We start from the raw sequence: 22,777 nt of genomic DNA on the forward strand, positions 1-22,777 counted from the left end.
CCGGGGCGCACGAGGTCGACGGCCTCAGCGACGCGCCCCTGCCGGACGAGCCGGACCGCCACCCGCGTGCCGGTCTCGTCCGGTCAGGTCGCGGGCTCGCGGAGCAGCTGGGCGAGGCGGGCGTAGTCGTCGCCGCCGTGGCCCGCGGCGACGGCGCGGTCGACGATGCGCTGGACGGCGCGCAGCGGGGCGGCGTCGATGCCGCGGGCCGTGGCGGCGTCGGCGACGTGGGCCACCGCAGAGCCGGCGGACGCGATGCTGGAGATGTCGGCGGGGAAGCGATGTCGGTGTCTGTCACGCCCGGATCACCCGATCGATCGAGAAGCTCGCCGCTGCCCGCGCCATCCTGGACCGCCTGATCCAGGGCCCCTGACGGGTGCGCGCGGCGCGATCGGGGACTGTCGCGCGTGAGGGGCCGTCCTCTACGTTGGTCCGTGATGGAACTGATCCTCAAGGCGATCGACGTGGACGGCCGGCATGCGTGGCGGTGGCTGTTGACCGACGCCGCCGGCAGCGTGCTCGGCGATCACACCGTCAGGGTCGACCGGTCGGCCTGGCAGGCCGCCGGAATGGACGACCTGCACCGGTTGGTGCGCCACGGGAGCGGGGGCGGGCCCGCGGTCCTCGACGGGTTCGGGGAGTGGCTGGGCCGGGAGGTGCTCGGGGAAGGCATCGGCCGGGCGATCGTGGCCGCGCGGCCCGCCACCGTGTGGGTCGAGGCGGCGCCGCCGGTCGATCCAGGGCCGCTCGAGTTGGCGCATGTCGCCGGTGTACCGCTGGCCGCCCGCGGCGACATCGCGCTGGTCTTCGGGGCAGCGGGCGCCGGGCAGGACAAGCGGCCGGTCGGGACGCGGCTGCGGATGCTGGCGGTGTTCAGCCAGCCGACCGCGACCACGGCGCTGGCGCTGCGGCACGAGCGGTTCGCGCTGAGCCGGCTCGTCCGCCGGCTGGCGGCGCACGAGCGCAAGGCGATCGACCTGGAGGTGCTGCAGTACGGCGCGACCCGCCAGGAGCTGATCAACAAGATGTGGCTGCGCCAGGGGCCGGACGTCCTGCACATCTCGGCGCACGGCACCGCGGGCGGCCTCGTGCTGGAGTCCGAGTCCGGCGGCCGTGACCTCGTCGGCACCGACGATCTCGTCGAGCTGCTGCGCCCGGGGAAGAACCAGCTGAAGCTGGTGGTGCTGTCGGCCTGCGAGTCGGGCGCCGGCCTGGCGGAGGCGGCGGCCTGGGCCGGCCTGGCCGGTGACCCGGATGGCGCCCCTTCCGGCCGGGACCTCGCCGGATGGGGTCTGCCAGGCACGGAGCGCGGCCCGGTCCGATGGGCCGGCAGCAGCCTGGCGGACGTGATCGCGCGCGAGCTCGGCGCCGCGGTGCTGGCCATGCGGTTCCCGGTGAGCGACGACTACGCCATCGCGCTGGCCCGCGAGGTGTACACCGGGCTGTTCACGTTCGAGCTGCCCGTGGCCGCCGCGGTCGCCCGGGCGGTGCCGGCGGCGGTAGGCATGACGCCGACGCTCGACCGGCCGGCGATCTCGATCGCCGTCCCGACGCTGCACGGCGCGGCGACCGCCGCGCTGCCGCTGGTGCCGCCGGCCGCCGGGCCCGTGCTCGACCCGGCGCAGGCGCCGATGGCGGGGTTCCCGGCCGAGCCGGAGTCCTTCGTGGGCCGCACCGCGGTGCTGATCTCCGCCGGCCGTGCCCTGTCCGCGGGCAGCGGGTTCACGACGGTGCTGCTCGACGGCGAGGCGGGCGTCGGCAAGACCGCGTGCGCCCTGGAGCTCGCCTACGGCCGCCACGACACGTTCGCGGCCTCCGCGTACTGGGCCGCGCCGCCGCCGGACGGGTTCGCCGGCGCGCTCCTCGGCCTGGCCCGGTCGCTGGAGCGCCAGCTGCAGCCGTACGGGTTCGCCATGGCCGAGGCGGTCGAGTCGGTTGCCGGCCTGCACGCGTTCCTGCCGCAGCTGACCAAGCTCCTCGCGGACCGTGGCCTGCTGATCGTGCTGGACGGCCTGGAGAGCCTGCTCACCCCGGAAGGCCGCTGGCGCGACCCGCGCTGGGCGGACCTGATCGGCGCGCTCGCCGGGCACCGCGGCGAGTCGCGGGCGATCCTGACCAGCCGGGTCGCCCCGGTCGATCTCCAGCGTCCCGACGTGTGCCGGCACCGGCTCCTGGGCCTCGACCTGATCGAATCGCTGCAGCTGATGCGCGAGCTGCCCGGCCTGAGCGGGCTGCTGCCGGCCCGCGCCGGCGAGCACCGGTCCGGGCAGGCGGGTCCCGGCGGCGACCGGGCCCGGTGCCGCAGGATCCTTGACACCACGCGCGGCATCCCGCAGCTGATCATGCAGGCCGAGGCGAAGCTCGCCATCGGCGTCCCCGCCGACCTCTGGGAGCCCGTCGCGCCGCCGCCCGACGAGCCGGAGCCGGCCACACCATGGATGCCGCCCGTGGAGCCACCGCCGGCGCAGCCCAGCACCTCCACACCACCGCCCGTAGACCCGCCGCCGCCCGCAAACCCGCCGCCGTTCACGAGCCAGCCACCGCAGACGAGCCCGCCGCCGTTCACGAGCGCGCCACCGCAGACGAGCCCGTCACCGCAGACGAGCCCGCCGCCGTACACGAGCACGTCACCGCAGACGAGCCCGCCGCCGTACACGAGCACGCCACCGCAGACGAGTCCGCCGCCGTACACGAGCACGCCGCCGTACGGGTACGCGCTGCCGTTGCCGGGCGAGGCGCCGCCGATGCCCGCGGCACCGCAGTCACCGGCCGCGCCGCCGGCCGCGTTGATCGATGCGGTGGTCGCGGCCCGTACCGGCGCGATCACCGGCATGCAGGTCGCACCCGCCGCCCGCAGCCGCCTCGAACGGACGATCCGCAACACGGCGGGCGTCGCCGACCGCGAGCAGACCCTGGCGGTCGGCCGGCTGCCGGTCGGCGCGGGGCTGCTCCTCACCGACGCGGCGCTGTACTGGCTGGACAAGGACCGCGGCTCGGTGGTGATCGCGGTCCCCTACCGGGCGTTCCCCGGGCGCACGTTCCGCTCCGTCGCCAGCATCGCCGGGGCGCCACCCACCCACGTCGACCTCGGCGACGGCATCCCCCGCTCGGCGGGCGGCGCGGCGGCCGACCTGATGGACCTGCTGAGCGCCATGCAGGCGGAGCTGCGCGCCACGTCCTGACGCCGCCCGGCGCCGCGTCACCCGACCGGCAGCGGCGCCCCGCAGTTGGTGCAGAACCTGCCGGTGTCGTTGACCTGTCCGCACCGGGCGCAGCCGTTCGCGGGCGGCTGGCCGGGCGCCGCCGGTGCGGGCGGCGGCAGGGCCTTGCGGTGCTCGACGCTGCGTTCGATCACCCTGATCGCGTCGTTGTCGATGCGCGCGGCCTGGACCACGCCCCACACCTGCGTGAGGATCACCGGCCAGAACACGAAGGCCGTGATCAGCGTCGGCAGCGCCTGCTGGCCGAGCACCCCCACGCCCGCCCGGGCGACCAGCGCCTGCTCGTCGCACTCGAGCCGGATCTTCAACGCGGTCCGCATGCCCGCCACGGTGCGGAACATGCCGGTGCGGGTGACGTCGACGTCCCACGCGCCGGCCCCGGTCCGCGCCGACACGACCTGGTAGCCGGCACCCTCGAAGTGCCGGGTCACGTCGGCGACGATCGGCGCCGGGTCGATCGGTGCGTCGAGCCAGAAGCGCCGCTCGCTCTTGAACACGCCCATCGCCGGTTCACCGCTTCCAGGCCGGCTGGGCACCGGCCTGCGGCACCGGCTGCCCGGGGATGGGACCCGTGGCGGCCACGGCGGGCGCGCCGCCGTAGATGAGCGTCGTGCCGCAGCGCTGGCAGTGCCGCCAGCCGGGCTGGGTCCGCCCGCCGCAGCTGTGGCAGCGCGGCGCCGACCGCACGCTCGCCGCCAGCGCCGCGAGGTTCGCGAACGTCGGCGTGCCGACCCAGCTCTGGATCTCCCTGACCCGCACCGCCAGCAGCGGGTGCGTCGAGGACTGGCTGATCTGCCACTGCAGGAACCGGTCCCACTTCGACTCCCGCAGCGCCTCGTATTCGAGGGCCTGGTCGGCGAAGGGCTGGATGTTCTGCGTGTAGCGCGAGTCGTGCCGGATGCCCGCGAACCGGAACATCACCCGGGTGATCGCGTCGGCGCTGCCCATGTACGCCGCGGCCGCCCGGTCCGCCGACAGCTCGCTCTTGCGGCTCCAGTTGCTCAGCGCCATCCGCAGCGGGTGCGAGGCGACGCTGAGCACCGTGGAGGCGATCGGGATGTTGGCGGCGCTGCCGACCTTGACGGTGAGCTCGATGAACTGCGCCATCGAGTGGAACAGCATGTGCTGGCACAGGATGTGCCCGCACTCGTGCGCGATCACCGCCTCGATCTCGTCCGGCGACAGGTGGTCGAGCAGCCCGCTGTACAGCGTGATGGACGTCCTGGTCGCGCCGGTCGTGAACGCGTTGACCGGCCCGAGCGCCAGGTACAGCTCGGGCTCCTCGATCCCGAACGCCTCGCAGATCGGCGGCAGCAGCCGGTAGATCTCCGGCAGCTGGTGCGGCCCGAGCCGGAGCGCCTCCGCGAGCTGGCTGTTGCGGATGAGCCGTTCGCTGAAGTTCTTGTGGTACGTCTTGACCGCGTTCTGCAGCCCGCTCATCGACTCCAGATGGCGCCGCGCCGACTCGTCGGCCGGATGCAGCAGGTCGCTCGCGGAAAACGTCGTCATCCCATCACCCGATTCGTTCGGTCCGTCCCCACGGGCACATCTGACGGACCGCACGGCACCCGCCGCCCGGGATGACCCGTTCGGGGGACGCCGGACCAGGTCGCTGGCATGATCGGGGACGTGGAGGAGGGGCCGCCGATGGCACCGGCGACGGTCCGGGACCGGGCCGTGGCGCGGCTCATCGACACCGGGGTGCTGGCCGGGGCGGTGCTGGTGCTGGGGCTGGCGGTGCTGCTGCTCGGGGACGGCAGCCGGTTGCCGGCGATGCTGGCGGTGCCGGCCTTCGGGGTGCTGTGCGGCTACGAGTTCGTGATGCTCGGCGCGTACGGCGAAACCATCGGCAAACGGGTGATGCGGCTGCGGGTCGTCCGCCTCGACGGCGATGAGCCCGGGTGGGGAGCCGCGTTCAGCAGGACGTTCTTCCTGACCATCGCCGGCTGCCTGTCGTGCGGCCTCGGCGGGCTGCTGTTCTACCTGTCCCCGCTGCTGGACCCCGGACCGTGGAAGCGCGGCTGGCACGACCACGTCGCCGCCACGTTCGTCGTGTCCACCCGGGACTCAGACGTGGTGGCACGCGGCACGGTCGACGAGCCGCGGTGGCGTGCTCTCGCACCGCGAGCGCTCGGGCGGTGACAGGGTGGCGTACAGGGGGCACCGCGGGCGGAACGGGCAGCCGGTGAGCCGCTCGTCGGCCGCCGGTGGGTCGCCCGGCAGCAGCATCGGCGGGCGCTGCCGCGCGGCCACCGGGTCCGGCACCGGCACCGCGGACAGCAGCGCCCGCGTGTAGGGGTGCAGCGGGTCGCCGAGGACGAGCGCCGCGGGACCCGTCTCGACGACGCGGCCGAGGTACATGACGCTGACGACGTCCGCGATCTGGGCGACCACCGCCAGGTCGTGGGTGACGAACAGGTACGCGAGCCCCAGGTCCCTCTGGAGCCGTCCCAGCAGCGCGAGGATCGCGGCCTGCACGGTCACGTCGAGCGAGGACACCGGCTCGTCGAGCACCAGCAGGTCGGGGGCGACGCTGATCGCGCGGGCGATCGCGATGCGCTGCCGCTGCCCGCCGGAGAACTCGTGCGGGAAGCGACGCGCGAGGGCGGGGTCCAGCCCGACGAGGCGCAGGACCTCCGCGACCCGGGCCCGCGCCGCCGGGCCGGGGCGGCCCTGGGCGAGCAGCGGCTCGGCGACGACGTCGCCGACGGGCAGGCGCGGGTCGAGGCTGGCGAACGGATCCTGGAACACCAGCTGCATCCGGGACCGCAGCTCGGCCTGGTCGGCGGCGGTGAGTCCGCTGGAGACGGTGCGGCCGAACAGCTCGATCGTGCCGCCCTCCGGCGGCCGCAGGCCGAGGATCTCCAGCAGCGTCGTGGACTTCCCGCTGCCCGACTCCCCCACGACCGCGTGCGTCTGTCCGGCGTGGACGGTCAGGTCGACGCCGTCGACGGCGTGGACGCTGCCGACCCGGCGGCGGAAGACACGTCCCTTGTGGACACCGAAGGTGCGGCGCAGCCCGGTGACCCGCAGCACCGGCGGCGTCGCGACGGGCCGGGGCGGCCTGAAGGCGTCGAGGCGGGGTTGCGCGTCCAGGAGGTCGCGGGTGTACGGGTCGGCCGGGCGTCCGTACAGCTGCCGCACCGGTGCCTGCTCGACGATGCGGCCACCGCGCATCACCGCGACCGTGTCCGCCATCCCGGCGACCACGCCCAGGTCGTGGCTGACCAGGACGAGCGCGGCGCCGGTGGCCTCGCGCACGTCCTGCAGCACGCGCAGGACCTGCGCCTGCACGGTCACGTCGAGGGCGGTGGTCGGCTCGTCGGCGAGGATGACGTCGGGGTCGTTCGCGATGGCCATGGCGATCATCACGCGCTGCCGCATGCCACCCGACAGCTCGTCCGGAAACGTCCGGGCGCGCAGCTCCGGCGACGGGATGCCGACGAGCCGCAGCAGCTCGACGGCCCGCCGGCGCGCCTCGGTCCGGGACACGTCGCGGTGCGCGGTGATCGCCTCGGCGAGCTGGTCGCCGATGCGGTACACCGGCGTGAGCGCGGACAGCGAGTCCTGGAAGACGACCGAGGCCACGTTGCCGCGCAGCCGCCGTAGGTCGCGCGGTGCGGCGCCGATGACCTGCGTGCCGCCGAGGACGACGCTGCCGGAGACGGTGGCGGCGGCGGGCAGCAGGCCGAGCGCGGCGAGGACGGTGACGGACTTGCCGGAGCCCGACTCGCCGACGATCCCGAGCACCTGTCCACGGTGGACGGTGAGGTCGATGCCGTCGACAGCCGGCGGCCCGTCGCCGAACCGGACGCGGAGGTCCCGGATCGCGAGCACCACGTCGTCGTCCACTGTGGACGACCCTGCGGCTGTCGCTGGTCCGGCCTGTCGCGGTGGGCGGGCCATTCGCGGTGGGCGGGACGGGCGTGAGCGCGGGTCGACGGCGTCGCGCAGGCCGTCGCCGACGAGGTTCACGGCGAGGACGAACACCACGAGCAGCCCGGCCGGGTAGAAGAACATCCACGGATAGGTGACGGCGGACGGCGTGCCGGCGGCGATCAGCGTCCCGAGGGACACGTCCGGCGGCTGGACGCCGAACCCGAAGTAGGACAGTGACGTCTCGGTCATCACGGCGGCACCCACGGCGAGCGTCGCGTCGATGATGAGGAACGAGGCGGTGCTCGGCAGCACGTGCCGCACGATGACGCGCGGCGCCGACACGCCCATGAAGCGGGCCGCCCGCACGAACTCGAGCTCCTTCAGCGAGATCGTCAGCGACCGTACGACCCTGGCGGACACCATCCACCCGAAGGCCGCGAGCAGCCCGACGAACGCGACCCAGCCGCCGCCCCGCAGCCGCGGCGACACGACGGCGATGACGAGGAACGACGGGAAGACGAGCAGCAGGTCGACGACGAGGACGAGACCACGCCCGGTCCACCCGCCGACGTAGCCGGCGACCGCGCCGACGGCCGCCGCGAGCACCGTCGACACGAGCGCCACGGCGAGCCCGATGAGCAGCGACTTCTGCAGCCCGCGGACCGTCTGGGCGTAGACGTCCTGCCCGATGCCGTTGGTGCCCCACCAGTGCCGCGCGGACGGCCCGGCGCGCAGCGCGGTGTAGTCGATGTCGTCGTAGGACCAGTGGGTGAGGTACGGCCCGGCGAACGCGAGCACGAACAGCAGCAGCACGATGACGGCGCCGGCGAGCGCACCCCGGTCCCGGCGGAACCTGCCGGCCATCACCCGCAGCCGCGTCGGCGGCGCCTGCCCCGCCTCGTCGACGACCTCCGCGGCAAGCGCGTCAACCACGGCGGACGCCCAGACGGACGCGTGGGTCGAGCACGGCGTGCAGCACGTCGGCGAGCAGGCCCGCGAGCAGGACGGTGACGGCTGCGAACAGGTTGACCGCGACGACCGCGTTGACGTCGTTGTTGTTCACCGAGTCGATGAACCACTCGCCCATGCCGTGCCAGCCGAAGATCTTCTCGGTGAAGGTGGCGCCGGTGAGGACGCCGAGGAAGCCGAAGGAGAAGAACGTCGACATCGGGATCAGGGCGGTGCGCAGGCCGTGCCGGATGAGCGCGGCGCGGCGGGACAGCCCCTTGGCCTCGGCGGTGCGCAGGTAGTCGGCGCCGAGCACGTCGAGCATCGCGCTGCGCTGGTAGCGGCTGTACGTGGCCAGCGCGACCAGGCCGATCGACAGGGTCGGCAGCAGCAGGTGCACCGCGCGGTCGGCGAAGAGGGTGAGCCCCGAGCCGGTCAGTCCGGGGGTCGACTCGCCGGTGAACGCGACCAGCTGCCGCCCGCTCGCCTGGTTCACGGCGAGGGCGCCGATCTTGAGCAGCAGCGCGATGAGGAACGTCGGCATCGACAGCAGCAGGAACGCCACGAGGGTGAACGAGCGGTCCGGCAGCCGGTACTGCTTGACGGCGGTCCACGCGCCGGCGGCCACCCCGGCGCCGATGCCGAGCAGCGTGCCGAGGACGAGCAGCCGCAGGCTGACCCCGATGCGCCGGCCGAACTCGGCATTGACGGAGGTGCCGGTGATGCTGACGCCGAGATCGCCGTGGACGGCCCGGGTGGCCCAGCCGGCGAACCGCGAGGTGACCGGCTCCCGGTCGTCGAGGCCGACCGCGCGGAGCTGCCGGTCGACCTGCGCGGCGGGCGGCGGTGGCAGCCGAGCCTGGAAGTACGCGCGCGGCGACAGGGCGGTTGCCGCCAGCAGATAGGACAGGAACGCCGCAGCCAGCAGAAGCACGACGTAGTACGCCAGTCGCCGGGCAAGAAAGGCGAGCACAACACCTCACATTCACCGCTATCGTATCGATAAACGTAGCAGAAGATGTATATATAGCTGATCGACAAACTAGGAGACGAGGGCGGGAGGCGGTTTCGATGAGGAACTCCACGGTCCTGGCAGTGGCCGCGGTGCTGCTGGGCACGTGCCTGGCGGCGGGCTGCGGCGACGACGGCGCGACACCGGCCAAGCAGGGCGAACAGCCGAAGACCGGCAGCTCCGACATCAACCCGAAGCCGCGCGAGTCGCTCCGCAAGGGCGGCACGCTGCGGCTGTCCATCCAGCAGTGGATCACCCAGTACAACGTGGGGCAGACCGACGGCACGCAGGGCGACGGCGCCTCGATCCTGGCGCTCACCCAGCCCGCCCTGTGGTTCCTCGACGACAACGGCGTCCCGGCCGCGAACCCCGACGTCCTCGCGGGTGCCGAGGTGAGCAAGGAGGGCGGCGCGCAGGTCGTCACGTACCGGCTGAACCCCAAGGCGACCTGGTCGGACTCGACGCCGATCACCTGGCAGGACTTCGCCACCCAGTGGAAGACCCGCAACGGCACCGACGAGCGCTTCCAGGTCGCCTCCACCACCGGCTACGACGCGATCACCGCCGTGGAGCGCGGCGCCGACGACCGGACCGTGAAGGTGACGTTCAAGGCGCCGTACGCGGACTGGCGGTCACTGTTCGACCCGCTGCTGCCCGGCGCCGCGCTGGACACGCCGGAGGAGTTCAACACCGGCTGGATCGAGAAGATCCCCGTCTGGGGCGGGCCGTGGAAGCTCGGCACCGCCGACAAGACGACCCAGACGATCACCGTGGTCCCGAACGAGGCGTACTGGGGCACGAAGCCGCTGCTCGACTCGGTCGTGTTCCGCGCCCTGGACGCCGCGGCGATCACCGACGCGTACCTCAACAACGAGATCGACCAGGCGCCCGGCCGGGAGGCCGACGCGTACCGCCGGCTCGCCGGCGCTGCCGACACCGCGATCCGTACCGGTGGACGATGGGACGAGACCCAGCTGACGGTCGGCCGCAACGGCCCCCTGGCCGACGAGCGGGTCCGTCAGGCCGTCGCCAACGCGATCGACCGCACGGCGCTCGCCGCGGCGCAGTCGGCCGGGCTGCCGTTCAAGGTCAACACGATCGGCAACCACTTCTTCATGCCGAGCCAGGACGGGTACCGCGACAACAGCGGCGACACCGGCGGGTTCGACGTCGCCCGGGCGAAGCAGCAGCTCGACCAGGCCGGCTGGGCCGCGTCCGCCGACGGCAGGACCAGGACGAAGGACGGCGGCACGCTGAAGCTCGTCTACGTCGTCAACTCCCGCGGCAGCACGGACCTGCCGCAGCTGGTGCAGAACATGCTGGCCCAGGTCGGCATCGCCGTCGAGCTGCGCAAGGTGCCCAGCAACGACTTCTTCAGCAAGTACGTCAACATCGGCGCCTTCGACCTCACGTCGTTCCGCAACGTCGACAACATCTTCCCGTCGTTGCTGTTCCCGGTGTACCGCAGCGACGGCGAGCAGAACTACGGCAAGGTCGGCGCGCCGGAGATCGACAAGCTGCTCGACCAGGCGGGCGCCGAGACCGACCGGGGCAAGGCCGTGGACCTGCTCAACCAGCCCGACGTCCTGCTGTGGAAGGCAGGCCACTCGGTGCCGTTGTTCCAGACGCCGCAGATCTCGGCGGTGCGGCCTGGGCTGGCCAACTTCGGCGCCTTCGGCCTGCGCAGCGACCGCCAGTACGTCGACGTCGGCTGGACGCGGTGACCGTTACTGCAGGCCGCCGCGCACCGACGTGATCCGGGAGGTGTTGAAGCCGAGCCAGTGCATGCGCCCCACGTAGCGGGCGTGCTCGACCTTCAGGCACCGGTCCATGATCACCGTCAGCCCGCCGTCGGTGGCGATCAGCGCGCCCTCGTCGTTGATGACGCCGAACTGCGTCCACAGCGTCCCCGCGCCGATCGCCACCGCGTCGCGGGCGATGTCCGGCAACGCGGAAGGGGCACGGAACACGTTCACGATGTCGACCGGCACCGGGACGTCGCGGAGGCTCGCGTAGCTGGTCTCGCCGAGGATCCGCGGCTCGCGCGGGTTGACCGGGATCACCTGGTACCCGTGCCGCTTGAGGTAGTAGCCGACGAAGTGGCTGGCCCGCAGCTCGTTGCCGGACAGCCCGACGACCGCGATCGTCCGCGCGCCGTGCAGCACCCGCTGGATCGTCAGAGGATCCTGGAAGGGGGACGTCATCACGCACCTGCCTTGACGTTGGCGAAGCCCTGCTCCAGGTCCCAGATCAGGTCGTCGACCGACTCGGTGCCGACCGACAGCCGCACCGTGCCCGGCGCGACCCCGGCCGCGCGCAGCTCGTCGTCGCTGAGCTGGCGGTGCGTGGTGCTCGCCGGGTGGATGATGAGGCTCTTCGCGTCGCCGACGTTGGCCAGGTGCGACCACAGCTGCACGCCACGGATCAGGTCCTGCCCGCCCTCGCGGCCGCCGGCGCACTCGAAGGAGAACACCGCGCCGGCGCCCAGCGGCAGGTACTTGTCCACCAGCGGACGGTACCGGCTGCCGGGCAGCCCGGGGTAGGTGACGTTCGCGGCCAGGTCGTGCGCCTCCAGGAACGCAGCGATCCGTCGGGCGTTGGCGACGTGCCGGTCCATCCGCAGCGACAGCGTCTCCAGGCCCTGCAGGAACAGGAACGCGTTGAACGGCGACAGCGCCGCACCCAGGTCGCGCAGCGTCTCCGCGCGCAGCTTCATGAGGTACCCGTAGGTGCCGAACGTCTCGTGGAACTGCAGTCCGTGATACGCCGGCGACGGGTCCGCGACGACGGGGAAGCGCCCGTTGGACCAGTTGAACGTGCCGGCCTCGACCACGACGCCGCCGATGCTGGTGCCGTGCCCGCCGATGAACTTCGTCGCCGAGTGGATGACGATGTCGGCGCCCCACTCGATCGGGCGGCACAGGTACGGCGTGGCGAACGTGTTGTCGACGATCAGCGGCAGGTCGTGCTCGTGCGCTATGCGGGCAATGGCCTCGATGTCCAGGACGTTGCCCGACGGGTTGCCGATCGTCTCGCCGAAGAACGCCTTGGTGTTGTCCCGGACGGCCTTCGCCCACGCGTCGGTGTCGTCCGGGTCGACCCAGGTCACCTCGACGCTCATCTTGCGCAGCAGGTGCTTGAACTGGTTGACGGTCCCGCCGTACAGCGCGGACGACGACACCACGTGGTCGCCGGGCTGCAACAGGGTGAACAGCGCCGCCGCCTGCGCCGCGATCCCGCTGGCGAACGCGACCGCCCCGCTGCCGCCCTCGAGGTTCGCGACCCGCTCCTCGAAGACCGCGACGGTCGGGTTCATGATGCGGCTGTACGTGTTGCCGTACTCCTGCAGGTTGAAGTACGCGGCGGCGGACTCCGGGTCCTCGAAGACATAGCTGGTCGTCTGGAAGATCGGCACGGCCCGCGCGCCCGTGTTGGGGTCGGGGCGCTGCCCGGCGTGCAGCTGCCGGGTCTCGAACCCGAACTCGCGGGCCTCCTCGGCCCGCAGGGGCTTGTCGGTCACGGTGCCTCTTCCAGGTTCAGAAATGCGCGGATCAGGGGCGTCTGCCGGGCTTCCTCCAGCAGGAAGCAGTCATGCCCGTACGGCGCGTCGATGACGTGCAGCTCGACGGGCTTGCCCGTGCTTTCCAGGGCGTCGTGGATCTCCTGCGAGGCCTGCGGCGGGTACAGCCAGTCGGATGTGAACGCGATCAGCAGCGTCCGGGCCCGCACGTGTTCCAGCGCCCGCTCCAGGGATCCCTCGCCGTGCTGGCGGGCCAGGTCGAAGTAGGTCAGGGCGCGCGAGGTGTAGAGGTACGTGTTGGCGTCGAACCGGCGCACGAACGTCTCCGCCTGGTGCCGCAGGTAGCTCTCCACCTGGAACTCGGCGTCGGTGATCGTGTAGCGGACGTCGTCGGAGGACTGCAGCCGCCGGCCGAACTTGTCGCCCATCGACGCCTGCGACAGGTAGGTGACGTGACCGACCATCCGCGCCACGCCCATGCCCGCGTCGGGCTTCCGGCCGGTGCCGTAGTACTGCCCGCCCTGCCAGTCCGGGTCGCGCATGATCGAGTCGCGGGCGATCGCATTCCACGACAGGCCCTGCGGGTGCAGCGCGTGCGTGCTGGCGATCATCACGACCGCGTCGACCTGGTCGGGGTAGAGCACCGCCCACTGCAGGGCCTGCATCCCGCCGAGGGACCCTCCGGCGACCGCGGCCAGCCGCTCGATGCCGAGCACGTCGAGGAGTGCGCGCTCGGTCCGTACCATGTCAGCGACGGTGATCACGGGGAAGTCGGCGCCGAACGGCCGGCCCGTCTCGGGGTCGATCGACGAGGGGCCGGTGGTGCCCGCGCAGCCGCCGAGCAGGTTCGTCGACACGACGAAGAACCGGTCGGTGTCGAACGCCTTGCCCGGGCCGATCATCCCGTCCCACCAGCCGAGACCCTTGCCGGCCGAGCCGTCGCGGTCCTCGGCGCCGAAGCCGTCGCGGGTGCTCTCCCTCGGCCTGCTGGACTCCCCCGCGGCGTGTGCGTCGCCGCTCAGCGCGTGGCAGACGAGGATCACGTTGTCCCGTTGCGCGCTCAGCGTCCCGTACGTCTCGTATGCGACACGAACTCGGGACAGCTCCCGGCCGCAGTCGAGCTGGACCGGTCCGGGCAGGTCGGCATACTGGGTCTCGACGACGCCGACCGAGCCGGCCGCGCGGGTCGAGGCTGAACTCATGGTGGCGATCATAGCCGTCGCCGCGAAGCCGATGTACTGTCAACCATCCCGATGGGGAATATGGCTGTTTGAAGGGAGCGTCATCCGATGACCACGGTTGAGAACGGCGTCAACGTGCAGGCCCTGCTCGAGGCGCGCACCGCGCTGCAGAGCGCGCCCGAGGCCGCGCAGTTCACCTGGCGGGCGACTTCGAAGTGGGACCACGGCGTGCACAGCACCACGCGGGTCCAGCAGTTCTATGGCCTCGGCCAGGAGCAGAGCCACAAGAACGAGTCGGTGTTCGACGCCGACCACCCCGCCGTCTTCGCCGCCGAGGACAACGGCATCACCCCGATCGAGTACCTGCTCGTCGGCCTCGCCGGCTGCCTCACCGCGGGCGTGGCGTCGGTCGCGCAGAACCGCGGCATCCAGCTGCGCTCCGTCGACGCCGTCGTCGAGGGCAAGCACGACATCCGCGGCATCCTCGGCGCCGACGCCGACGTCCGCAACGGCTTCAACGACATCAAGGTGACCTTCACCATCGACGCCGACGCGTCGAAGGAGGACATCCAGGCGCTCGTCGCACAGTCGCAGAAGCGGTCCGCGGTGTTCGACGCGCTGACCAACCCCACCGACGTCACGGTCGAAGTGGCCTGAGGTCTCCACGTTGAACGTCACCACCGTCGTCATCGGCGCAGGGCACGCCGGCCTCGCCGCCAGTCACTTCCTCCGCGAGCGGTCCATCGACCACGTCGTGCTGGAGCGCGGCGAGGTCGCCAACTCGTGGCGCCGCGAGCGGTGGGACTCCCTGCGGCTGCTGACGCCCAACTGGCTGACCCGCCTGCCCGGGTCCGCCTACGACGGCGCCGACCCCGACGGGTACATGACGATGGGCGAAGTGGTCGACTTCATCGAGCGCTTCGCCACCGTCACCGCCGCTCCCGTCCGCACCGGCACCACGGTGACCGCGGTGCGGCGGGTCGACGACGGCTATCACGTGGTCACCGACCAGGGCCTGTTCCGCTGCCGGACCGTGGTCATCGCGAGCGGCGCCTGCAACCGGCCCGTGGTGCCGGCGCTCGCCTCGGCGGTCCCCGGTGACGTCGAGCAGTTCACGCCCTTCGACTATTCCGGGCCGTCCAAGCTCCCGGACGGCGGGGTCCTGGTCGTCGGCGCCTCGGCGACCGGCGTGCAGCTCGCCGCCGAGCTGCAGCGCTCCGGCCGGCCCGTGACCCTCGCCGTCGGGGAGCACACGCGGCTGCCCCGCACGTACCGCGACCGCGACATCCTCTGGTGGATGGACGCCTCCGGGGTGTGGGACCAGCGCCACGACGAGATCGACGACCTCACCCGCGCCCGCCGGCTGCCGTCGCCGCAGCTCGCCGGCACACCGGACCGCTCGACGCTGGACCTCAACGCCCTCACCGACCTCGGCGTCCAGCTCGTCGGCCGCTGGGCCGGGCTCCGCGACGGCCGCGCGCTGTTCTCCGGCGGCCTGCGCAACGTGTTCGCCCTCGCCGACCTCAAGCAGCAGCGCCTGCTGCGGGGGTTCGACGCCTTCGCCGGCCTCCCGCCGATCGAGCCGTTGCCCCCGACCCGGGTGCCGGCCACCTCCCGGTTGCACCTCGACCTCACCTCCGGCGAGATCCGCAGCGTCGTGTGGGCGACCGGCTTCCGTCCCGTGTACGACTGGCTCGACGTCCCCGTCCTCGACCCCAAGGGCAACCTGGACCACGACGGCGGCGTCCTGCCCAGCCCCGGCCTCTACGCCCTCGGCCTGCCGGTCCTGCGCCGCCGCAAGTCGACCTTCATCCACGGCATCGAGGACGACGCCCGCTTCGTCGTCTCCCACCTCGCCGCCCACCTGGCGGCGCGCGCCTGATTGAATGGGTCCAGCATCGCGTGCCGGTGACGGTCTGCGTCAGGCATGGAGGTGCGGGACCGAAGGGCAGCCATTCCATGGCACCCCAGCACGGCGACCGGGCGGTCGCGTTCAGCCTCCAGCTCAAGCAGGCACACCAGGAGCTGCGGCGGCAGCTCGCCACCCTCAGGGCCGGCTCCCCCGGCACGCTCACCACGCACTGCCTCGCGTTCTGCGCCGCGGTGACCGCGCATCACCAGGGCGAGGACGCCGGCATGTTCGCCGACCTGCTGCGGACGCGCCCCGACCTCGAGGGCACCGTCGCCAAGCTCGTCGAGGACCACGAGATGATCGCGTGGATCCTGACCCGCATCACCGACCTCCTGCGGGGCCCCTCGACGGATTCGCTCGCCGGCGAGCTGGACGGCCTGGCGGCGATCCTCGAGTCGCACTTCCGGTTCGAGGAGCGCACGATCAGCGCCGCCCTCGACGCCACCCCGGACACCGGCTGGTCGGCCGGCGTCTTCGAGTTCCGCGACGCTACCGGCGGGCCGCCGTCCTGACCGCCAGGGCATCGGCCGCACGCTCATGAAGCTCGGCGAGCAGGCCCTGCCGTCGACCGGCGGCGGCGAACGCACCGTCGTCATCGTCATGTCCGACGTGTACGAGCACCCGGCACCACGGTCGGCGAGGTCGCCGCCCGGACCGGCCTCCCCCAGAGCGCGGTCTCGGGCGCCGTGGCCCGCCTGCGCGAGGCGGGCTCCGTGCTCGCCGAGCCGGACCCCGCCGACCGCCGCCGCCAGCTCCTCGCCCGCAACCCCACCCCCACCGCCCGCCAGCGCGAGGTCGCCGCCATCGACATCGCCCCGACGGTCGCCGCCGCCCTCAGCACCGACGAGCCGGCGGCCCTCAACGAGGTCCTGACCGCCCTGGAAACCGTCGCCCGCCACCTCCGCCCGCACCGCTGACCGCTGGCTACGCCCATCCCACCTGGACGAGGATCTCCGTGGCGATCGCAGCGGGGGCGCGGTCGTTCGTGACCGTGAAGTCCTCGACGGCGGTCGCGACCGGTGGCCGGTCCAGCGCCTGCAGGTGTTGTTCGAGCTTCGGCCCGGCGTCTCGTCGGTACAGGCGGTCGCGGACGGTGTCGACATCTGCGGTCAACCTGACCACGCGGACGTCACAGCCCGCGAGGCTCGCCTCGAACCGTTCCCGCTGGGCCACGCTGTCGATGACGGCCGCGACGACGACGAACCGCGCCCCGGCGGCCCTGAAGTTCGCCCACACCGAGGCCAGGTTGGCGCACTTGAGCTCGTCATAGCCTCCCGCACGCGGCCCGAACTGCGCCAACAGGTCCGTGTCGACGACCGCCGTGACGTGGCCGGCGGTGGTCAGCACCCGTCCGACCGCGTCCGCCACGGTCGACTTCCCCACCCCGGCGACGCCGGTGAGCAGCAAGGCCCGGCAGTCAGGCGGCCGATCGGCCGCCGCGTCCGGCCGCAGCGGGAACCAGTAGCTGACCGTGGGACCTTGCGCGGCAAGACCACCGCCCAGCGACTCGTACAGCGCCCGGGCCGGGGCATTCGCCTCACCCGTCGTCAAGAACATCCTGCTGGCACCGGCCCGCGCGCCGTCCGCCATGAACGCCCGCAGCAACGCCCTGCCGACTCCCCGCCGGCGGTGCTGCCGCGCCACCTCCAGCCGATGCAGGTACAGCATCGAGGACGCATCCGGCCGGACCAGGTGATAGCCCCAGCACCAACCGAAGATCTCCGCACCGTCAGAAGCCACGAAGGCCAACGCGCCTGGACTGCCCAGAAACGCCCCGCCCCCACCCGGCACCACCCCGAACTCGGCCATCGCCCGATCGAAGAGCCGAACGTCGGCCACCCCCACTCGACTGATCACACGCCATTGTGCCCCTCGGTCAGCCAAGATCCTGAATCTCTTCCTGCAGGTTGCCCCGGTGCTGTGCTCGCACTGTGGGCCCGGCATCGCTATGACACATAGCGACCAGGCCGTCGAGAACCAGCCCTCGTCCGCCACCGCGAACGCAAGCCCCACAGCTGCCCCACCGCGCTGCGTTGTGTGGAGATGCGGTGAAGCATGTGCCGGACGACCCGCGATCGACGTCCAGGCCCATCCGGAGGACTTCTGGGTACATTGATCGAGGTCTGACGCCGCCGCAGCCCGCCGGGGATCGCCACGAGCTCGGTCCGCGACGTGCCGCGTAGCCGGGGGCTGCCGTCGCGTCCCCAGTCAGGGTCGCGTCAGGTCAAGGCGACGTCACGGGCGTGCCGGTCTCCGTCATGGATGCGTTCGGCGGCGGTGCCGTTGTGTCTCAGGACAGCGCCCGGAACGCCTCCCGCGGTGATGGTGGCTTGGACGAGCACGTGGCAGGTGTCGTCAGTGAGGGCCTCCTTCGGGGGCGCGGGTCAGGCGGGTGCGGAGGCCGTCGGCCTCGGGCATGCCGAGCTCGGTGAACAGCGCGACCGCCTTCTCGTGGTGCGCGCGGGCGTTGGACAGGTCGTGCAGGGCCTCGTGGGCGTCGCCGAGGCCGAGATGGGCGCGGGCCTCCTGGTCGCGGGCGGCGGCGATCGTCGCGACGGCGAGGGCGGCCGCGTGGTGGGTGAGGGCGGTGGACGGGTCGCCGAACGCCATGGCGGCCTCGCCGAGGCCGTTGCGCGCCCAGGACTCGCCGAGGCGGTCGCGGCCGTCGAGGAACAGCTCCAGGGCCTGGCGGTGGTGTGCGGCGGCCTGCTCCGCCCGGCCGAGCCGGTGCTCGACGATGCCCAGGTCGGTCAGCGCGGCGGCCACCCCCAGGAGGATGCCGAGCTGCTCATACAGCACGAGCGCCCGCTGCTGGTGCGCCTCGGCGGGACGGTAGCGGCCCAGGCGCTCCTCGACGAGGCCGAGGTTGTTGAGGGCGCGGGCCTCACCGGTGCGGTCGCCGGCCTGCTCGAACAGGTGCAGCGAGCGCTCGAACCTGGCGGCGGCGGCCTCGAGCCGGTGCCGCTGGCCCTCGGCCAGGCCCTGCCCGAGGGCGGCGCGGGCCTGGCCGGCGAGGTCGCCGAGGTCGGCGAACAGAGCCTCCGCCCGGTCGAACTGCGCCGTGGCGGTGGCGGGCCGGCCCTGCCGCAGCAGCGCCAGGCCGAGGGCGTCGCGGGCCGCCGCCTCCCGCGCCCGGTCGCCGAGCGCCGCGTCGGCGGCGAGACCGTGCACCGTCACCGCGTCGGCGGGCGGGCCGTCGACGAGATAGCGCGCCAGGATCGCCGCCAGGTCGACGGTGTGCGCCGGGTGCCCGCTCGTGGCGGACTCGGCGACGATCGCGAGCAACGCCGCCCGCTCGGCCTCCAGCCAGGCGTGGGCCGCGTCCCGGTCGCCCGGCGGCAGGACCGGCGACGCGGCCGCCGGCATCTGCGCACGCGGAAACAGCGTGGCGACGGCGCTCGCCGCGGTCGCGCGGTAGAAGTCGAACATCCGCCGGCGGGCCTCGCCCGGCTGCTCGGCATGTGCGCCCGCATACGCCCGCAGCAGGTCATGCATGCCGTAGCGGCCCGGACCGGTCCGGTGCGCGAGGTGTGCCCGGACGAGCAGCGCCAGGGCATCGCGCGTCTCCGCCAGGCCGGCACCGGTCAGGCTCGCGGCGGCGTGCGCGTCGAAGTCCGGCCCAGGATGCAGCCCCAGCAGGCCGAACGCCCGCGCGACCGGCTGCGGCAGGTGCCGCACCGACCACGACAGGACCGCCGGCACCGACGCCCGCGGGTCCTCACCGGCGGCGAGCACGGCGAGCCGGCGCCGCTGGTCCTGCAGCTCGTCGACCAGGTCCGCCAGCGTCACCTCGGGGCGCGCCGCGATCAGCTCGGCCGCGACCCGCAGCGCCAGCGGCAGCCGCGCGCACTGCTCGGCGAGGGTGGCGACGGCGTCGGGCGCGGACCGGGCCCGCGCCCCGATCAGCCGCCGCAGCAGGACCTCCGCGTCGCCGGCGGTCAGCAGGTCGACCTCGACCCGCCGGGCGCCGTCGACGGCGACGAGCCCCGGCAGCGTGTCGCGGCTCGTCACCAGCACCGTGCACGACGCGGTGCCGGGCAGCAGCGGCCGGACCTGCTCGGCCGACGACGCGTTGTCCAGCAGGAGCAGCAGCGGGCGGTCGGCCACCTCGGTGCGGAACCGGGCGGCCCGGTCGTCCTCGTCGACCGGCACGTCCTCGGCGGCGACCCCCAGCGCCGTCAGGAACCTGGTGAGGGCGTCGCCGGCGGCCATCGGCCGGGCCGGGTCATAGCCGCGGAGGTTCACATACAGCTGCCCGCCGGGGAACCGGTCGCGGACGTGGTGCGCCCACCGCACCGCGAGAGCCGTCTTGCCGACGCCCGCCGGCCCGGTCACGACCGCGACGAACACCGCCGTCGGCTGGTCGGCGGCCGCGACCGCCAGCGCGTCGAGGGCGGCCAGCTGCGCCTCCCTGCCGGTGAACGCCGACACGTCCGGCGGCAGCTGCGCCGGCACCCGACCGGAACCCGCCCGGCCGCCCGCGGGCGGCTGGGCGGCGACCCCGGCCGCGCAGCGGCGGAAGTCCTCGGCGTCGGCGCCGGTCAGGCCGAACACCTGCGCCAGCAGCCGCACCGTCGGCGGCCGCGGCACCCCGATCCGGCCGCCCTCCAGCTTGACGATGCTGCGGACGCTCAGGCCGGCCTTCGTGGCCAGCTCCTCCTGCGTGAGCCCCAGACGCTGCCGGTGAGCACGCACGAGCGCTCCGAACGCCCCGTCGACCTCGACCATCGCCATCCCCAGACCGCGTGTTCTGCCGCTGCCGCCACCCTATGCCTCCGGTACGACAAGTTCCGACCAAGTTCCGGTCAACGTCCTGGAGGTCCGGCCACCCGTCGGCGACGATGAATCCAGTGAAGGACGGCACCGGTGACACGAGGGCACCGGTGCCGTCCTTCCTTTGTGCGATGGTTCAGGTGACGGCGTACAGCTCCGCGAGCACCTCCGACAGGGCGGCCGCGTCGCAGCGCCCCATCGGGATGCGGCGCGCGACCTGCCAGTGGTCCGACCACGAGTCGTCGGCCCAGATCTCGGTGACGCGCTGCTCGCGGACGGCGGTGACGGCCGACGTCTCCACCCCCGGGTCCAGCTCGACCAGCATCGTCAGGCCGCCGGGCAGCCGGTGGGCGAGCTGCGTGTGCAGCCGCTGCTGCCGGTGGTATCCGTTGCCCTGCCACCGGGCGCTGCCCAACAGGTGCGCGATCCGGTCCGCCGGCACCGGTCCGAACCCGGTCAGGCCCGTCATGTCGCGTTGCGCCTCGGTGAGCGCCATCGCCGGGCGGTACAGCTGCGGAAACGGCTGCAAGATCTCGTAGTCGGTGAACACCTGCACCCAGCCGGCCAGGTCCCCGCCGAGGTCGGCCGGGTGCACGACGCCGAGCCACGCGTCGCCGCCGACGGTCACCGTCGCGTCGTGGCGGTCGGTGAAGCTGCCGTCCTCCGCGATGCGCAGCGCCCGGACCAGGTGGTCGCGCGGCCCGTACTCGCCCCACAGCAGCCGCCGCGCGACCGGCCCCAGCACCGGGTGCGGCAGGACGACCGCCGGGAGGTCGCGGGCCGGTCGGAACCGGCGCGCGAGCATGTCCCGTTCCAGGCGTGCGACCTGCGCCGCCGCGGCCGACCGCAGGTCCTTCTTCAGCCGCAGGAACTGTTGGTACGCCGCAGGGTTCGTGTCCTTGACGCCCGGCTTCGGCGGCCGGGCGAGGCGCCGCCCGTCGGCGTCGGCGACGAACGCCGTGAGCTGCCCGTCGACGCCCACCGTGAACGCGCGCGGCCCATAGTCGAGGGTGACGCCGGTGTCCAGCCCGTGCGCCGGCGCCAGCCGGTCCGCCAGCTGCGTGACGGTCATCCCGCGCCGCTCGGCGGCCTGCGCCAGGTAGTCGCCGGTCCGGTCGTTCGTCGGCCCGGCCGACAACCGTTCCTCCACCGCCAGCAGATGCCGAAGCGACACGTCGGTGCCGGCGGTGGCCAGCACCGCGAGCCCCTCGACCGACCGCTCCCACCGGCCGCCCTGCGACCACGACCGCCGCAGCGGCGCGAGCATGTCCATTGTGGAGTCGTCGCCGACGTGGGCCTGCGCCGGCACGACCCACGCCTCCGCCGGCGGCATCCCGTCCGCCACCCACGCCGTCAGCAGCGCCCGGCCGAACTCCGCCAGACTCCCCCGGTCACAGTCGTCGATCAGCGCACGTGTTTGCGGATCCGGCAGGTGTACGAGCGGCTGCCGCGCCTTCGACGACTCCACACCCGACGTGGGACGGTCCCGCCGCGGGGCCGGATCACCGGGCGGCGGCTCGGGCGGATCCGCCAGCCGCGCCCGGGTCAGCCCGTCGACCAGCCGCGCGACCTCATCCAGCGGCATCGTCCCGCCACCGGCCAGGCTGATCTCCGGCAGCCGCTCCGGCAGCGTCCACCCCGGCCGCTTCCCTCTCCGCGCCGCCCGCGGCGCCGGTTGCTCGAGTCCGGCGGCGACCAGGTCGGCGACGTCCGGCCCGTACTCCGCGGCGGCCTCGGCGATCGTCGGCCCGTGACCGATCGAGGCCAGGAACCGCAGCCCCTCCTCGGCGTGCTGCCGCTCCCTGGCGGAGCGTCCCGCCGCGGCCGGGATCAACGCCCGCGCCGCGGTCCCGGCGTGCCGGCCCAGCCACAGCCGCGCCCACAGCCGCGCGGACCCGAGGTGCCGCAGCCACCCGGCCACCAGCGTGGCCACCTCCGGCGCCCGGAACGGCAGCAGCAGCACCCCCAGCTCGTCCGCGTGCTCCTTCGCCTCGCCGCGCACGAACGGCAGCGCGTCCAGCTCGAACCGCGCCACGAGCACCCGGCACAGATCGACCCGCTGCCGGTGCCGCAGCGTCACCAGCTTGCCGAGCAGCGCCCGCGCCGGCACCTCCGGCCCCTTCGCGAACAACCACACGACCTGCGGCGGAGTCAGGTCGGAGACCCGGTCCGCGCCGGCCGCCACCGCACCCCAGTCGGGCCGCTCAAGGCCGTGCTCGAGCGCCGCGGCCCGCGACCACCACAGGTCCCGCTCCCCGTCCTCCCACGCCATGCCGGCGGGCTCCTTGCACACCAGCCCCTCGACCACGACCCGCCCTGCCGCCATCGCCC

The 22,777-nt window shown here is 73.4% G+C and carries 16 protein-coding genes and 2 pseudogenes; 7 read left to right on the forward strand and 11 right to left on the reverse strand.

The genetic code is table 11. The annotated features are described in order from the left end of the window. Positions 1 to 83: 83 nt before the first annotated feature. Positions 84 to 275, reverse strand: a pseudogene (locus tag AB0I21_RS19650) (NAD(P)-dependent oxidoreductase); the annotation flags it as partial. 162 nt (positions 276 to 437) lie between these two features. Here AB0I21_RS19650 and AB0I21_RS19655 point away from each other — a divergent pair. Beyond that, positions 438 to 3,182: a CHAT domain-containing protein gene (locus AB0I21_RS19655; RefSeq protein WP_360562919.1), complete on the forward strand. Its 2,745-nt coding sequence runs from the start codon at positions 438 to 440 to the stop codon at positions 3,180 to 3,182. 17 nt (positions 3,183 to 3,199) lie between these two features. On the opposite strand, the gene AB0I21_RS19660 is transcribed toward AB0I21_RS19655, so the two are convergent. Both AB0I21_RS19660 and AB0I21_RS19665 read right to left on the reverse strand, forming a co-directional pair. After that, positions 3,200 to 3,724: a zinc ribbon domain-containing protein gene (locus AB0I21_RS19660; protein WP_360562921.1), complete on the reverse strand. Its 525-nt coding sequence runs from the start codon at positions 3,722 to 3,724 to the stop codon at positions 3,200 to 3,202. A gap of 7 nt (positions 3,725 to 3,731) precedes the next feature. Next, a complete protein-coding gene (locus tag AB0I21_RS19665) occupies positions 3,732 to 4,730 on the reverse strand; it encodes a M48 family metallopeptidase (RefSeq protein ID WP_344499912.1) in 999 nt (332 codons plus the stop codon). Positions 4,731 to 4,838: 108 nt separating this feature from the next. On the opposite strand from AB0I21_RS19665, the gene AB0I21_RS19670 reads away from it, so the two are divergent. Further along, positions 4,839 to 5,363, forward strand: coding sequence for an RDD family protein (locus AB0I21_RS19670; RefSeq protein WP_360562923.1), 525 nt, complete (start codon positions 4,839 to 4,841; stop codon positions 5,361 to 5,363). On the opposite strand, the gene AB0I21_RS19675 is transcribed toward AB0I21_RS19670, so the two are convergent. Continuing rightward, on the reverse strand, positions 5,289 to 8,033 hold the full coding sequence (locus AB0I21_RS19675) for a dipeptide ABC transporter ATP-binding protein (protein ID WP_360562924.1): 2,745 nt from the start codon (positions 8,031 to 8,033) through the stop codon (positions 5,289 to 5,291). The two genes, AB0I21_RS19670 and AB0I21_RS19675, sit on opposite strands and share 75 nt — an antisense overlap. After that, complete coding sequence (locus tag AB0I21_RS19680) at positions 8,026 to 9,021, reverse strand: ABC transporter permease (RefSeq protein WP_360562926.1); 996 nt, start codon at positions 9,019 to 9,021, stop codon at positions 8,026 to 8,028. The genes AB0I21_RS19675 and AB0I21_RS19680 overlap by 8 nt, the downstream gene beginning before the upstream one ends. Positions 9,022 to 9,119: 98 nt before the next feature. Here AB0I21_RS19680 and AB0I21_RS19685 point away from each other — a divergent pair, with 98 nt between their 5' ends. After that, positions 9,120 to 10,784 carry an ABC transporter family substrate-binding protein gene (locus AB0I21_RS19685; RefSeq protein WP_360562928.1) on the forward strand — a complete coding sequence of 555 codons (1,665 nt, stop codon included), beginning with the start codon at positions 9,120 to 9,122 and terminating at the stop codon, positions 10,782 to 10,784. A gap of 3 nt (positions 10,785 to 10,787) precedes the next feature. On the opposite strand, the gene AB0I21_RS19690 is transcribed toward AB0I21_RS19685, so the two are convergent. From AB0I21_RS19690 to AB0I21_RS19700, 3 genes are read right to left on the reverse strand one after another with little or no spacing between them, the layout of a single operon-like run. Further along, positions 10,788 to 11,264 carry a CoA-binding protein gene (locus AB0I21_RS19690; protein ID WP_360562930.1) on the reverse strand — a complete coding sequence of 159 codons (477 nt, stop codon included), beginning with the start codon at positions 11,262 to 11,264 and terminating at the stop codon, positions 10,788 to 10,790. After that, positions 11,264 to 12,580 carry an O-acetylhomoserine aminocarboxypropyltransferase/cysteine synthase family protein gene (locus tag AB0I21_RS19695; RefSeq protein WP_360562931.1) on the reverse strand — a complete coding sequence of 439 codons (1,317 nt, stop codon included), beginning with the start codon at positions 12,578 to 12,580 and terminating at the stop codon, positions 11,264 to 11,266. Before AB0I21_RS19695 ends, AB0I21_RS19690 begins: the two co-directional genes overlap by 1 nt. Continuing rightward, positions 12,577 to 13,782 (reverse strand): homoserine O-acetyltransferase, encoded by a 1,206-nt coding sequence (locus tag AB0I21_RS19700; protein WP_360562932.1) that lies wholly within the window; start codon positions 13,780 to 13,782, stop codon positions 12,577 to 12,579. The genes AB0I21_RS19695 and AB0I21_RS19700 overlap by 4 nt, the downstream gene beginning before the upstream one ends. Positions 13,783 to 13,869: 87 nt before the next feature. On the opposite strand from AB0I21_RS19700, the gene AB0I21_RS19705 reads away from it, so the two are divergent. The 4 genes and pseudogenes from AB0I21_RS19705 to AB0I21_RS19720 form a co-directional block, all read left to right on the forward strand. Next, positions 13,870 to 14,418: an OsmC family protein gene (locus tag AB0I21_RS19705; protein ID WP_344499896.1), complete on the forward strand. Its 549-nt coding sequence runs from the start codon at positions 13,870 to 13,872 to the stop codon at positions 14,416 to 14,418. A gap of 10 nt (positions 14,419 to 14,428) precedes the next feature. Then, a complete protein-coding gene (locus tag AB0I21_RS19710; protein ID WP_360562934.1) occupies positions 14,429 to 15,643 on the forward strand; it encodes an NAD(P)-binding domain-containing protein in 1,215 nt (404 codons plus the stop codon). A gap of 77 nt (positions 15,644 to 15,720) precedes the next feature. Then, positions 15,721 to 16,185 (forward strand): hemerythrin domain-containing protein, encoded by a 465-nt coding sequence (locus AB0I21_RS19715; RefSeq protein WP_360562936.1) that lies wholly within the window; start codon positions 15,721 to 15,723, stop codon positions 16,183 to 16,185. A gap of 114 nt (positions 16,186 to 16,299) precedes the next feature. Beyond that, a pseudogene (locus AB0I21_RS19720) lies at positions 16,300 to 16,590 on the forward strand (MarR family transcriptional regulator); the annotation flags it as partial. Between the two features lie 7 nt (positions 16,591 to 16,597). Here the strand turns inward: AB0I21_RS19720 and AB0I21_RS19725 are convergent. The 3 genes from AB0I21_RS19725 to AB0I21_RS19735 all read right to left on the reverse strand — a co-directional run bounded on the left by AB0I21_RS19725 (position 16,598) and on the right by AB0I21_RS19735 (position 22,772). Then, the gene (locus AB0I21_RS19725; protein WP_360562938.1) at positions 16,598 to 17,686 is read right to left on the reverse strand and encodes a GNAT family N-acetyltransferase; all 1,089 of its coding nucleotides are present in this window, start codon (positions 17,684 to 17,686) and stop codon (positions 16,598 to 16,600) included. Positions 17,687 to 18,028: 342 nt separating this feature from the next. Beyond that, positions 18,029 to 20,407: a tetratricopeptide repeat protein gene (locus AB0I21_RS19730; RefSeq protein WP_360562940.1), complete on the reverse strand. Its 2,379-nt coding sequence runs from the start codon at positions 20,405 to 20,407 to the stop codon at positions 18,029 to 18,031. Between the two features lie 175 nt (positions 20,408 to 20,582). Beyond that, positions 20,583 to 22,772 (reverse strand): DUF4132 domain-containing protein, encoded by a 2,190-nt coding sequence (locus tag AB0I21_RS19735; protein ID WP_360562941.1) that lies wholly within the window; start codon positions 22,770 to 22,772, stop codon positions 20,583 to 20,585. Positions 22,773 to 22,777: the final 5 nt, after the last annotated feature.

It is taken from the genome of Dactylosporangium sp. NPDC050588 (genome assembly GCF_040654975.1).
Taxonomy (GTDB): Bacteria; Actinomycetota; Actinomycetes; order Mycobacteriales; family Micromonosporaceae; genus Dactylosporangium; species Dactylosporangium maewongense.

What these genes read in the sequence shown, in the direction of transcription:
- AB0I21_RS19655 (WP_360562919.1), top strand. Translation starts at nt 438, where the DNA reads ATGGAACTGATCCTCAAGGCGATCGACGTGGACGGCCGGCATGCGTGG.
- AB0I21_RS19660 (WP_360562921.1), bottom strand. Translation starts at nt 3,724, where the DNA reads ATGGGCGTGTTCAAGAGCGAGCGGCGCTTCTGGCTCGACGCACCGATC.
- AB0I21_RS19665 (WP_344499912.1), bottom strand. Translation starts at nt 4,730, where the DNA reads ATGACGACGTTTTCCGCGAGCGACCTGCTGCATCCGGCCGACGAGTCG.
- AB0I21_RS19670 (WP_360562923.1), top strand. Translation starts at nt 4,839, where the DNA reads ATGATCGGGGACGTGGAGGAGGGGCCGCCGATGGCACCGGCGACGGTC.
- AB0I21_RS19685 (WP_360562928.1), top strand. Translation starts at nt 9,120, where the DNA reads ATGAGGAACTCCACGGTCCTGGCAGTGGCCGCGGTGCTGCTGGGCACG.
- AB0I21_RS19690 (WP_360562930.1), bottom strand. Translation starts at nt 11,264, where the DNA reads ATGACGTCCCCCTTCCAGGATCCTCTGACGATCCAGCGGGTGCTGCAC.
- AB0I21_RS19700 (WP_360562932.1), bottom strand. Translation starts at nt 13,782, where the DNA reads ATGAGTTCAGCCTCGACCCGCGCGGCCGGCTCGGTCGGCGTCGTCGAG.
- AB0I21_RS19705 (WP_344499896.1), top strand. Translation starts at nt 13,870, where the DNA reads ATGACCACGGTTGAGAACGGCGTCAACGTGCAGGCCCTGCTCGAGGCG.
- AB0I21_RS19715 (WP_360562936.1), top strand. Translation starts at nt 15,721, where the DNA reads ATGGCACCCCAGCACGGCGACCGGGCGGTCGCGTTCAGCCTCCAGCTC.
- AB0I21_RS19730 (WP_360562940.1), bottom strand. Translation starts at nt 20,407, where the DNA reads ATGGCGATGGTCGAGGTCGACGGGGCGTTCGGAGCGCTCGTGCGTGCT.
- AB0I21_RS19735 (WP_360562941.1), bottom strand. Translation starts at nt 22,772, where the DNA reads ATGGCGGCAGGGCGGGTCGTGGTCGAGGGGCTGGTGTGCAAGGAGCCC.